Raw genomic sequence first — 14,047 nt, 5'->3', positions numbered from 1 at the left:
CCGCCCCTAGAAGGCTTTTCAGGGGATCCGGCGGCGGTGCGCGCCGACCTACATTCGATCAGAACGACCATGAGTGCTGGCTTGCTACAGCGGTGGAGTGCGGAATGCGTGAGTTTGAGACCGAATCGAATCGGGCGTCCGGGTTCGCGGAGCGGCTGACCGAACTGCCCGCCGGTGACCGCGCGGCATTCCTGGCCGACGTCGTCCACGACGCCACCCGGGGTGCGCTGCTGGCGGCGCGCCCGGACGTCCCGGCGGTGCTCGACCCGGAAAAGGCGTTCTCCGACCACGGGTTCGACTCGCTGGCGGCGGTGGAGCTGCACGCGCGGCTCACCGAAGCCACCGGGCTCGACCTGCCGGTCACCCTGGCCTTCGACCACCCGACCCCGGCCGCCGTGGCGCGTTTCCTGCACGCCACGGTGTTCGGGGCCGAGATCGTCCACAGTGGATACATCAAGGCCGAAGACGACGAGCCGGTCGCGATCGTCGGCATCGGCTGCCGGTACCCGGGCGGCACGGCCTCGCCCGAGGACCTCTGGCGCCTGGTCGAGCAGGAAGTGCACACGATCACCGGGTTCCCCACCGACCGCGGCTGGGACCTCGACGGCCTCTACGACCCGGACCCCGACCGCCCGGGCAGCAGCTACGTCACCTCCGGCGGGTTCCTGCCCGACGCCGGCGAGTTCGACGCGGACTTCTTCGGCATCGCCCCGCGCGAGGCGTCCGCCATGGACCCGCAGCAGCGCCTGGTCCTCGAGACGGCGTGGGAAGCCCTGGAGCGCGCCAAGATCGACCCGACGACGCTGCGCGGCACGCCCGCCGGTGTCTTCATCGGCGCCGAGGCGCAGGAGTACGGCCCGCGCCTGCACGAAGCTCCCGACGGCCTCGATGGCTACCTGCTCACCGGTAACGCGCCCAGCGTCGTCTCCGGCCGCGTCGCCTACGCGCTCGGCCTCGAAGGCCCGACGCTGACCGTCGACACCGCGTGCTCCGGCTCTCTGGTCGCCCTCCACCTCGCCGTGCAGGCCCTGCGCCGCGGCGAGACGCAGCTCGCGCTCGCCGGCGGCGTCGCCGTCATGGGCGGGCCCGGCACGTTCACCGCCTTCAGCCGCCAGCGCGGCCTCGCCGAGGACGGCCGCTGCAAGGCCTTCGCCGCGGCCGCCGACGGCACCGGGTTCGCCGAAGGCGTCGGTGTCCTGGTCCTGGAACGGCTGTCCGACGCGGTCGCCAACGGGCACACCGTGCTCGCCGTCGTCCGCGGCACCGCGATCAACTCCGACGGTGCGTCCAACGGCCTCACCGCCCCCAACGGCCCGTCGCAGCAGCGCGTGATCCACCGCGCGCTCGCCGACGCCCGGCTCACGCCGTCCGAAGTGGACGCCGTCGAGGCGCACGGCACCGGCACCCGGCTGGGCGACCCGATCGAGGCGCAGGCCCTGCTCGCCGCCTACGGCCAGGAGCGCGAGACGCCGCTGCTGCTCGGCTCGATCAAGTCCAACATCGGCCACACGCAGGCCGCGGCCGGCGTGGCCGGCGTGATCAAGATGGTCGAGGCGATCCGCCGCGGCCGGCTGCCGAAGACGCTGCACGTCGACGCGCCGACCCCGCACGTCGCCTGGACCGCGGGCGCGGTCGAGCTGCTCACCGAGGCCCGCGCGTGGCCGGAGGTCGAGCGGCCGCGCCGGGCCGGGGTGTCGTCGTTCGGCGTCAGCGGCACCAACGCCCACGTCATCATCGAGCAGGCGCCCGCGACGGCCGACGAGCCCGGCACCACCCAGCCCCTCCCGGTCGTCCCGCTCGTCGTCTCCGCCCGCAGCGAGGAGGCCCTGCGCGCGCAGGCGGCCAAGCTCGTGGCCACCGTGGAGTCGGCCGACCTGACCGAGGTCGGCTTCTCGCTGGCCGGCACGCGCGCCGCGCACGACCACCGCGCCGTCGTCGTCGCCGAGCACACCGAGGATGCCGTTCGCGGCCTGCGCGCGCTCGCCGCGGGCGAGCCGGACAACGCGGTCGTCACCGGCACGCGCACCCCGGGCAAGCTCGCGATGCTGTTCACCGGGCAGGGCGCGCAGCGGCTCGGGATGGGCCGGGAGCTCTACCTCGCCCACCCGGTCTTCGCGGAGGTCTTCGACGAGGCCATCGACCACCTCGACGTGCAGATGGACCGCCCGCTGCGGGATGTCCTGTTCGGCGACGACGCCGACGAGCTGAACGGCACCCAGTACGCGCAGTGCGTCCTGTTCGCGATCGAGGTCGCGCTCGCGCGGCTGCTCGAGTCCTGGGGCGTCAAGCCGGACCTGCTGCTCGGGCACTCGATCGGCGAGCTCGCCGCAGCGCACATCGCCGGCGTGTGGTCGCTGGAGGACGCCTGCCTGGTCGTCGCCGCGCGCGGCCGCCTCATGCAGGCGCTCCCCGAAGGCGGCGTGATGGTCGCGGTCGCCGCGACCGAGGACGAAGTCCTGCCGCTGCTCGACGAGGGCGTCAGCATCGCCGCCGTGAACGGCCCGGCTTCGGTCGTGGTCTCCGGCGAGCGGGAGGCCGTCGACGCCGTCGTGTCGGTGTTCCGGATGCAGGGCCGCAAGACGAGCGAGCTGCGCGTGTCGCACGCGTTCCACTCGCCGCTGATGGAGCCGATGCTGGCCGCGTTCCGGGAGATCCTGGAGGTCGTCGAGTTCAGCCCACCGTCCATCCCGGTCGTCTCGAACGTCACCGGCCGGGTCGCCACGGACGCGGAGCTGTGCTCGCCGGGCTACTGGCTCTACCACGTGCGCCGCGCCGTCCGGTTCGCCGACGGCGTCGCCGCGCTCGCCGCCGCGGGGGTCACCACCGCGATCGAGGTCGGCCCCGACGCCGTCCTCTCCGCGCTGGCCGCCACCGGCCCGCACGGCACGGACATCGCCTTCGTGCCCGCGCAGCGCCGCGGCCACGCCGAGGTCCCGGCGCTCGCCGGCGCGCTCGGCAGGCTGCACACCCGGGGCGTGCCGGTCGGCTGGACCGCGGTCTTCGGCACGGCCCGCGTGGTCGACCTGCCGACGTACGCCTTCCAGCGCCGGCACTTCTGGCTCACCGCGCCCGGCCGCGGCGACGCGGCAGGCTTCGGCCAGCTCGCCTCCGGCCACCCGCTGCTGGCCGCCGAGATCGGCCTGGCCGACCACGACGGCCTGGTCCTGACCGGCCGCGTCGGCCTGCGCTCGCACCCGTGGCTGGCCGACCACGCGATCGCCGGCACGGCCCTGCTGCCCGGCACCGCGTTCGTCGAGATGGCCCTGCACGCCGCCGAGCGCGCCGGCTGCGAAGGCGTCGACGAGCTGACCCTGCAGGCGCCGCTGTCCGTGCCCGACGGCGCCGGCGTCGAGGTGCAGGCCGTGGTCGGCCCGGCCGAGGACGGCCGCCGCACGATCGAGTTCTACTCGCGCGCCGAGCAGGACGTCGCCTGGACCCGCCACGCCGTCGGCGTGCTGGCCGAGGCCGCGGCCGGCGAGCCCGCCCCGCTGACCGAGTGGCCGCCGTCCGGCGCCGAGGTCGTCGCCACGGGCGAGCTGTACGAGGAACTGGCCGCCCAGGGCTACGGCTACGGCCCCCTGTTCCGGGGCCTGCGCACGGCGTGGAAGCGCGGTGACGTCGTGTTCGCCGAGGTCGCGCTGCCCGCTCGCGACGACTCCTTCGGCATCCACCCGGCGCTGCTCGACGCCGTCCTGCACGCCACCGACTTCGCCCCCGGCGAGGCCCGCGAAGCCGACGAGATCCGGCTGCCGTTCGCCTGGACCGGCGTCCGGCTGCACGCCTCCGGCGCGGCCGAGGTGCGGGTGCGGATCACCTCGCCCGCCACCGGCGGGGTCTCGATCGACGTCATCGACACGACGGGCGCGCCCGTGCTGTCGGTGGAGTCGTTCCGCAGCCGCCCGGTCAGCGGCGCCGACCTCGGTCCGCGGGCCCAGGACCTGCTGCACACCGTCGAATGGACGCCGGTCGCGGCCTCGGACGCGGATCCGGGTGAGGTGCGGCTCGTGCGCGTGCCGGGCGAACGTGGCCGGGTTCCCGCCGCCGCCCGCCAGACCGCGCACCGCGTCCTGGAGATCCTCCAGTCGTTCGTCGCCGAGGCCACCCCGGCCAAGCTCGTGCTGCAGACGCGCGGCACGCTGGCCGACTCCGTGGTGCGCGGGCTGGTGCGCTCGGCGCAGGCCGAACACCCCGGCCGGATCGTCCTGGTCGAGGGCGAGACCACCGAGCAGACCCTGGCCATCGCGCTGGCGTCCGGTGAGCCCGAGCTGCGCGTCGACGGCGACCGCGTGCTGGCCCCGCGGCTCGTCCGCCTGGCCGGCGACGCCCCGGCCTGGGAGCCGGACGGCACCGTGCTGGTCACCGGCGGCACCGGCGGCCTCGGTGCGCAGGTCGCGCGCCACCTCGTCACCGCACACGGCGTCCGGCACCTGGTGCTGCTCAGCCGCCGCGGCCTCGACGCCCCGGGTGCGGCGGACCTGGTCGCCGAGCTGAGCGAAAACGCGACGGTGCAGGTCATCGCCTGTGACGTCACGAAGAAGCGGTCGCTGTCGGCCGCACTGAAGAAGGTCGAGGGACCGCTCACCGCCGTCGTCCACACCGCCGGCGTGCTCGACGACGGCCTGATCGGCTCGCTCACCGAAGAGCGCCTCGACACCGTCCTCGCCCCGAAGGTCGACGCCGCCTGGGCCCTGCACGACCTGACCGCCGACCTGGCCGCGTTCGTCCTGTTCTCCTCCTCGGCCGGCCTGGTCGACGGCGTGGGCCAGGCCAACTACGCCGCCGGCAACACCTTCCTCGACGCGCTCGCCGAGCACCGCCGCGCGCAGGGCCTCCCGGCGACCTCCCTGGCCTGGGGCCTGTGGACCGACGACGGCACCGCGCTCGGCATGAGCGCCGGACTGTCCGAAAAGGACCTGAGCCGGATCGGCAGGCTGGGCCTCGCCCCGCTGACCGCCGCCGAAAGCCTCGCCGCCCTGGACGCCGCCGTCGGCACCGACGCCCCGGCCGTCGTCCCGGCCCGCGTCGACCGCGCCGCCCTGAGCGCCCGCGACGACGTCCCGGCCCTGCTGCGCGGCCTGGTCCCGGCGAGCCGCCGCCGGGTCGCCGCGACCGCGGGCGAGCTCATCCCGGAGCGGCAGTTCGCCGACCGGTTCGCATCGCTGTCCGAAGCCGACCGCGACCGCGCGGTGCTCGACCTGGTCCGCACGCACGTCGCGGCCGTCCTCGGCCACGACGGCCCGGGCGCGATCAGCCCGGCCCGCCCGTTCGGCGAGATCGGTTTCGACTCCCTCGCCGCGGTCGAGCTGCGCAACATCCTCGACTCCGTCACCGGCATGCGACTGCCCGCCACGCTCGTGTTCGACCACCCGACCCCGCGCGCGCTGGCCGAGTACCTGATCACGCGCCTGGGCGGCCTGGCCCCGGTCAAGCCGGTCGCGCCGGTGACGACGGCCGACCCGGAGGAGCCGATCGCCATCGTCGGCATCGCCTGCCGCTACCCGGGCGGCGTCGCGACGCCGGAGGACCTGTGGCGGCTCGTCGCGGGCGGCGAAGAGGCGCTCACGCCGTTCCCGGCCGACCGCGGCTGGAACGTCGACGCGCTCTACGACCCCGAGCCCGGCAAGCCCGGCCACAGCTACGTCAAGCACGGCGCGTTCCTGCACGACGCCGCCGAGTTCGACGCCGGCTTCTTCGAGATCAGCCCGCGCGAGGCGGCCGCGATGGACCCGCAGCAGCGGCTGCTGCTCGAAGTCTCCTGGGAGGCGTTCGAGCGGGCCGGCATCGACCCGCTCTCCCTGCGCGGCAGCGCCACCGGCGTGTTCGCCGGCGTCATGTACCACGACTGGGGCACCCGCCTGGGCACCGTCTCCGACGACATCGCGGGCTACCTCGGCAACGGCAGCCTCGCCAGCGTCGTCTCCGGCCGCGTCTCCTACGCGCTCGGCCTCGAAGGCCCGACGGTCACCGTCGACACGGCGTGCTCGTCGTCGCTGGTCGCCCTGCACTGGGCGGTCCAGGCCCTGCGCCGCGGCGAGTGCACGCTCGCACTGGCCGGCGGTGTCACGGTGATGTCCACGCCGGACACCTTCGTCGACTTCAGCCGCCAGCGCGGCCTGTCCGCCGACGGCCGCTGCCGCTCGTTCGCCGACGCGGCCGACGGCACCGGCTGGGGCGAGGGCGCGGGCATGCTGCTCGTCGAGCGCCTGTCGGACGCTCAGCGCAACGGCCACCCGGTCCTCGCGCTGCTCAAGGGCTCCGCGGTCAACCACGACGGCGCGTCCAACGGCCTCACCGCCCCGAACGGCCCGTCGCAGCAGCGAGTCATCGCGAAGGCGCTGGCCGACGCGGGTCTCCAGCCGTCCGAAGTGGACGCCGTCGAGGGCCACGGCACCGGCACCACCCTGGGCGACCCGATCGAGGCGCAGGCGCTGCTGGCCACCTACGGCCAGGACCGCGCCGAGGACCAGCCGCTGTGGCTGGGCTCGATCAAGTCCAACATCGGCCACACCCAGGCCGCGGCCGGCGTCGCCGGCATCATCAAGATGGTCATGGCGCTGCGCAACGAGCAGCTGCCGCGGACCCTGCACGTCGACCGTCCGTCCACTGTGGTCGATTGGGACACGGGCGCGGTGCGCCTGCTCACCGAGGCGCAGGACTGGGCGCCGAACGGCCACCCGCGCCGGGCCGCTGTCTCTTCGTTCGGCATCAGCGGCACCAACGCCCACGTGATCATCGAGCAGGCTCCGGCTGACGCGGTGCCCGAGCAGCCCGCCGAACCGCAGCCCGAAGCCGTCGTGCCGGTCGCATTGTCCGGCCGGTCCCCGGCCGCCGTGCGCGGCCAGGCCGCCCGCCTGCGCGAATACCTCGCCGACCACGAGGACGTCGGAGTCGCCGAGCTGGCACGGTCGCTGGTCTCGACCCGCGCCGCGCTGGAGCACCGCGCGGTGGTCGTCGCCGGGACCACGGCCGAGCTGGCCGCCGGCCTCGACGCGCTCGCCGCCGGCGAGCAGGGCAGCGAGGCCGTGACCGAGGGCAAGCTCGCGTTCCTGTTCTCCGGGCAGGGCGCGCAGTGGGCCGGGATGGGCGCCGAGCTGTCGGCGGCCTACCCCGTGTTCGCGGACGCGTTCGACGCCGTCTGCGCCGCGGTCGACCCGCTGCTCGACGTGCCGCTGAGCGACGTCGTCTTCGGCACGACCGCGCTCGCCGACCGCGGCCTGCTCGACCAGACGCAGTACACCCAGACCGCGCTGTTCGCGGTCGAGGTCGCGCTGTTCCGGCTCGCCGAGTCGTGGGGGATCGTCCCCGACGCCCTCGCCGGCCACTCGATCGGCGAGCTCGCCGCGGCGCACGTCGCCGGGGTGCTGTCCCTGCCCGACGCCGCCAAGCTGGTCGCCGCGCGCGGCAGGCTGATGGGGGCGCTGAGCACGCCGCCGGGCGCGATGGTCTCCCTCGCCACCGGCGAAGAGGCCGCGCGGGAGCTGATCCGCGGGCACGAAGACGAGGTCAGTATCGCCGCCGTCAACGGCCCGGCGTCGGTCGTCATCTCCGGCGTCGCCGAGGTCGTGTCCCGCCTCGAGCGCGCCACCGACGTGCGGACGCGCCGGCTGCGCGTGAGCCACGCGTTCCACTCGCCGCTGATGGCCCCGATGCTCGACGAGTTCCGCGAGATCGCCGCCGGGCTGACGTTCCACGAACCGAAGATCCCGATCTTCTCCACGGTCTCGCCCGACGCGGACCTGACCTCGCCCGAGTACTGGGTCACGCACGTCCGCGAAGCCGTCCGCTTCGCCGACGCGGTGGCCGAGCTGGCCGCCGACGGCGTGCGCACGTTCCTCGAGCTGGGCCCGGACAGCGTGCTGACCGCGCTGGGCCGCCAGATCGACCCGGACGCCGCGTTCGTGCCCCTCGGCCGCCGCGACCGCGACGAGGTGCGCACCGCGCTGACCGCGCTCGGCCGCCTGCACGCCCGCGGCGCCGCCGAGCTCGGCAAGGTGCTCGGCGACGGCCCGGTCCGGCTCGACCTGCCGACGTACGCCTTCCAGCACAAGCGCTACTGGCTCGACGCGACCCCGTCCGGCGACGTGACGGCGGTCGGCCAGCAGCCGCTGCCGCACCCGATGCTCGGCGCGGTCGTGCCGCTGTCCGGTTCGGACACCACCGTGCTCACCGGCCGGCTCTCGGCCGGGTCGGTGCCGTGGGTGGCCGACCACGTCGTCAAGGGCGCGATCCTGGTGCCCGGCACCGGGTTCGTCGAGCTCGCCATCGCGGCGGGCGACCAGGTCGGGCACTCGACGGTCGAAGAGCTGACGCTGCAGGCGCCGCTCGTCCTTCCCCCGGACGGCGCCGTGGCGCTGCAGGTCGTGGTCGGCCCGGCCGACGGCGACCGGCGCCCGATCACGGTCTTCTCGCGGCCGGTCGACGGCGACGAGTGGACCCAGCACGCGCTCGGCACGCTGTCCGCGGCGCCGCGGCCCGAGCCCGCCGGGCTCACCGAATGGCCGCCCGCCGGGGCCACCCCGATCGTCGTCGAAGGTGCCTACGACCTGCTCGGAGAGCGCGGCTACGGCTACGGCCCGTCGTTCCAGGGGCTCAAGGCCGCCTGGAAGCGGGGGACCGAGGTGTTCGCCGAGGTCGCGCTGCCGGAGCCGGCGGCGTCGACGGCGAACCTCTACGGCCTGCACCCGGCGCTGCTCGACATCGCGATGCACGCCGACCTGCTCGGCGACCCGGGCGGCGCGACACTGCTGCCCTTCGTCTGGAACGGCGTCACGCTGCACGCCGCCGGCGCTTCGGTGCTGCGGGTCCGGATCGAGCGGCTGAACGGCGACGAGGTGTCGGCCATCGAGGTGGCCGACAGCGAAGGCCGTCCGGTCGCGACCATCGACTCGCTCGTTTCGCGCCCGGTCCGCCGGGAGCTGACCGCGGCGGCCGGGGAAGCCGACGGCTCGCTGCTGAAGATCGCCTGGCAGCCGGTGACCGTGCCGCCGTCCGACGCCGAGGTCGTGGCCGTGGGCCGCGGCCGGGTCGGGGTGGCCGCCACCTACGCCGGCTTCGCCGACCTCCTCGGCGCGATCGACCGCGGCGAGCCGGTGCCGGGTGTGCTCACGCTGAGCGTGCCCGAGCGCACCGGCGCCGTCCCGGAGACCGCGCGGGCCAACGCCGCCTGGCTGCTCGCCGAGCTGCAGGCCTGGCTGGCCGACTCGCGGTTCGCCGTGACGAAGCTGGCGGTCGTGACGCAGGACGCGGTGCCCGCCGGGGAGTCCACCGTGGATGTCACGCAGGGCCTGCTGTGGGGCCTGGCGCGTGGTGCGCAGGCCGAGCACCCGGGCCGGGTGTTCGTCGTCGACGCCGACTCGGAAGCGACCGCCGGGACCATCGCGGCGGTTGTCGCCTCCGGGGAGCCGGAGGCCGCGATCCGCGCCGGCGCGGTCGTCGTGCCGCGGTACGCCAAGACCGAGCCCGGCGACGCCTCCCCGTGGGGCACCGGCGCCGTGCTCATCACCGGCGGCACCGGCGGGCTCGGCAGCCTGCTGGCCCGCTACCTGGTGGCCGAGCACGGGGTCGCCGACCTGGTGCTCACCAGCCGCCGCGGGCTCGGCGCGCCGGGCGCGGCGCAGCTGGTCGAGGACCTGACCGACCTCGGGGCCCGGGTGCGGGTCGCCGCGTGCGATGTCACCGAGCGCGCCCAGGTCGAGAGCGTCCTCGGCACGATCGACAACCTGACCGCCGTGGTGCACGCGGCGGGCACGGCCGACAGCGGCGTCTTCGACTCGCTGACCGCCGACCGGCTCGACTCGGTCCTGCGGGCGAAGGTCGACGCCGCCTGGCACCTGCACGAGCTGACGAAGGACCTGGCTGCGTTCGTGCTGTTCTCCTCCGCCGGTGGCCAGGTGCTGCCAGCGGGCCAGGCGAACTACGCCGCCGCCAACGCGTTCCTCGACGGCCTCGCCGCCCACCGCCAGGCCGCCGGGCAGCCGGCGACGGCGCTGGCGTGGGGGCTGTGGGCCGAGAACACCGGCCTCGGCGGCGAGCTGGCCGAGGCGGACCTCGCCCGGATGGCGCGGCTCGGCCTGCCCGCGGTCACCGCGGAGCAGGGGCTCGCGCTGTTCGACGCGGCGACCGCCACCGCCGACGCCGTCATCGCCCCGCTGCGGGTCGACGTCGCGGCCCTGCGGGCCCGCACCGACGAGCTGCCCGCGTTGCTGCGCGGGTTCGTCCCGCCGAAGGCCCGCCGGACCGCGAAGGCGGCGAAGGCGGCCGACAACGCCCTCGCCGCGGAGCTGGCCGCGCTGGCCGACAGCGAGCGCGACCGCGTGCTGCTGGACATCGTCCGGACGCAGGTGGCCACCGTGCTCGGCTACGCCGACAAGTCCGAAGTGGACGGCGCACGCGCGTTCAAGGAGCTCGGTTTCGACTCGCTCGCCGCGGTCGAGCTGCGCAACCTGCTCGGCACCGCGACCGGCCTGACCCTGCCCGCGACGCTGATCTTCGACCACCCGACCGCCAAGGCGGTGGCGGACTTCGTCAAGGGCAAGCTGCTCGGCGCGGTCGCGAAGGTCCCGGCCACCACGACCCGGACCAACGCGTCGATGCAGGAGCCGATCGCGATCGTCGGCATGGCCTGCCGGTACCCCGGTGGCGTCCGGTCGCCGGAGGACCTCTGGCAGCTGCTGGTCGACGAGGTCGACGCCGTGTCGGAGTTCCCGGTCAACCGCGGCTGGGACATCGACAGCATCTACGACCCCGAGCGCGGCAAGCGCGGCAAGACCTACGCCCGCGAAGGCGGCTTCCTCCACGAAGGCACCTTGTTCGACCCGGCGTTCTTCGGCATCGGCCCGCGCGAGGCGCTGGCCATGGACCCGCAGCAGCGGCTCCTGCTGGAAACGGCGTGGGAGGCCATCGAGCGGGCCGGCATCGACCCGACCGCGCTGCGCGGCAGCATGACCGGCGTCTTCACCGGCGCGATGTACGACGACTACGGCAGCCGCGTCCCGGGCGCGCCGCTGGACGTCGCCGCCTACATCCCCAACGGCAGCTCGGGCGCGGTCGTCTCCGGCCGCATCTCCTACCTGCTGGGCCTGGAAGGCCCGTGCATGACGGTCGACACCGCGTGCTCGTCTTCACTGGTGACGTTGCACCTCGCGGTGCAGGCGCTGCGGGCGGGGGAGTGCGGGCTGGCCCTCGCGGGCGGCGTCACGCTGCTCTCGCAGCCGGACCTGTTCGTCGACTCCAGCCGCCAGGGTGTGCTCTCGCCCAACGGCCGGTCGAAGTCCTTCTCCGCGGCGTCCGACGGCGTCGGCTGGGCCGAGGGCGCGGGCCTGCTCCTGCTGGAGCGCCTGTCCGACGCCCAGCGCAACGGCCACGAGGTTCTCGCGCTGGTCCGCTCCAGCGCCGTCAACCAGGACGGCGCGTCCAACGGCCTCACCGCCCCGAACGGGCCGTCGCAGGAACGCGTGATCCACGCGGCCCTCGCGGCAGGCGGGCTGACCCCGGCCGAGGTCGACGCGGTCGAGGCGCACGGCTCGGGCACGAAGCTGGGTGACCCGATCGAGGCGCAGGCGCTGCTGGCCACCTACGGCCAGGACCGGCCCGAGGGGCAGCCGCTCTACCTGGGTTCGGTGAAGTCCAACATCGGCCACGCGCAGGCCTCCGGCGGCGCGGCCGGGGTGATCAAGGTCGTCCAGGCCATGCGGCACAACATGCTGCCGAAGTCGCTGCACATCGACGCGCCGTCCCCGGTCGTCGACTGGACGACCGGCGACATCGAGCTGCTGACCGAGGCCCGGCCGTGGCTGCCCAACGGCCGCCCGCGCCGGGCGGGCGTCTCGTCCTTCGGCATCAGCGGGACGAACGCGCACATCATCATCGAGGAGGCGCCGCCGTCCACGGTGGAACGTCCGCGCCGGACCGCGCCGGAGCTGCCGTCGGTGCCGCTGCCGATCGCCGGCACGACCGCCGCGGCGCTGGCCGACCAGGCGGCGAGGCTGGCCGCGTGGCTCCGGTCGAACCCGGAGCTCGACCTCACCGATGTCGGCTACTCCCTGGCGACCGGCCGGGCCGCGCTCGACCACCGCTCGGTGGTCCTGGCGGGCAATCGTGACGCCGCCCTGAAGGCCCTCGACGGGCTCGCGACCGGCGGCACCCCGGCGGGCACGGTGACCGGCACGACCAGCGCGGCCGACCTGACCGCGTTCCTCTTCACCGGCCAGGGCGCGCAGCAGCCGGGCATGGGCCGCGAGCTGTACGAGACCTTCCCGGTCTTCGCCGGCGCGTTCGACGAGACCTGCGGCCTGTTCGACACCGAGGTCCCGCTCAAGGACGTCATCTGGGAAGGCAGCGAGCTGCTCAACCAGACCGCGTACACGCAGTGCGCGCTGTTCGCGATCGAGGTCGCGCTGTACCGCCTGGTGGAGTCGTGGGGCCTGACGCCGGACTACGTCGCCGGGCACTCGATCGGCGAGCTGGCCGCGGCGCACGTCGCCGGGGTGTTCTCCCTCGCCGACGCGTGTGCCCTGGTCGCCGCCCGGGGACGGCTCATGCAGGCCCTGCCCTCCGGCGGAGCCATGGCGGCCATCGCGGCCACCGAGGACGAGGTGCGCACCGCGCTCCCGGCCGGGGTGGACATCGCCGCGGTCAACGGCCCGCGGTCGGTGGTCGTCTCCGGACCCGAGGACGCGGTCAAGGCCGCGATGGCGGTCTTCAAGGACGCCGGCCGCCGGGTCAAGCAGCTGGTCGTCTCGCACGCCTTCCACTCCGCGCTGATGGAGCCGATGCTGGCCGACTTCGCCGTGGTGGCGGAGAAGCTGACGTACTCGGCTCCGAGCATCCCGGTCGTCTCCAACGTGACCGGCCGGATCGCCACCGCCGAGCAGCTCTGCTCGCCCGAGTACTGGGTGGACCACGTCCGCGAGGCCGTGCGGTTCGCCGACGGCGTCGGCACGCTGCTCTCGGCCGGCGTCACCCGGTTCGTCGAGCTGGGCCCGGACGCCGTCCTGACCGGGATGGCCCGCGAGTGCGACACCGCCGCCGCCGACCGGCCCGACCGCGTCGTGGGCGTGCCCGCGCTGCGCCGGGGCCGCGACGAGGTGCAGACGCTGTTCACCGCACTGGCCACGGTCCACTCGCGGGGCGCGAAGCTCGACTGGCGGGCCCTGTTCGCCGGCCGCGGCGCGTCCACTGTGGACCTGCCGACGTACGCCTTCCAGAACAAGGAGTACTGGCTCAACGCGACGAAGCCCGCGGGCGACGTCGGCTCGCTGGGCGCCAAGTCCGCCGGGCACCCGCTGCTGGGCGCGCTGGTGGAGCTGCCCGACGGCGGCGCGGTGCTCACCGGACGGCTCGCGACCGACAAGCAGGCCTGGCTGGCCGACCACGTGGTGCTGGGCCGGACGATGCTGCCGGGCACGGCCTACGTCGAACTGGCCCTGCACGCCGCCGACCAGGTCGGCTGCGACCTGCTGGAAGAGCTGACCCAGCAGGCCCCGCTGCTGCTGCCCGAGGAGGGCGGCGTCGACATCCGCGTCGTCGTCGGCGCGCCCGGCGCGGACGGCCGCCGCGACCTCTCGGTGCACTCCCGCACCGAGAGCGCCTGGACGCAGCACGCGGCCGGCACCCTCGCCACGGGTGCGCAGCCGGCGGAGTTCGACCTCACGGCGTGGCCGCCGGAAGGTGCCGAAGCCGTCGACCTCACCGGGCTCTACGACGACCTGGCGGGCCTCGGCTTCGGCTACGGCCCGGTGTTCCGGAACCTGCGCGCGGTGTGGCTGCGCGAGGGCGAGGTGTTCGCCGAGGTCGCCCTGCCCGAGGGCACCGACTCCACGGACTTCGGGCTGCACCCGGGTCTGCTGGACTCGGCGCTGGGCGCGACGGACTTCCTCGTCCCCGGCGGGCCGAAGGCCCTGACCGAGACGACGATCCCGTTCGCCTGGAACCAGGTCTCCCTGCACGCTTCCGGCGCCACGACGCTGCGGGTGCACGTCCGCAGGGAGGGCAAGGACGCCTCGCTCGCCCTCGCCGACGCGGCCGGCACGCCGGTCGCGTGAATCGA

The 14,047-nt window shown here is 74.9% G+C and carries 1 protein-coding gene; it reads left to right on the top strand.

Going from position 1 to position 14,047, the window contains the following annotated elements; all coding sequences use genetic code 11:
• Nucleotides 1-92 precede the first annotated feature (92 nt).
• Nucleotides 93-14,042, top strand: coding sequence for an SDR family NAD(P)-dependent oxidoreductase (locus BLW76_RS30935; protein WP_482746694.1), 13,950 nt, complete (start codon nt 93-95; stop codon nt 14,040-14,042).
• The last annotated feature ends 5 nt before the right edge of the window (nt 14,043-14,047 follow it).

This window comes from Amycolatopsis tolypomycina (genome assembly GCF_900105945.1).
GTDB classification, from domain to species: domain Bacteria; phylum Actinomycetota; class Actinomycetes; order Mycobacteriales; family Pseudonocardiaceae; genus Amycolatopsis; species Amycolatopsis tolypomycina.
Note: the sequence above shows the minus strand (reverse complement) of the source record. Positions and strands in the feature narration are given on the sequence as shown.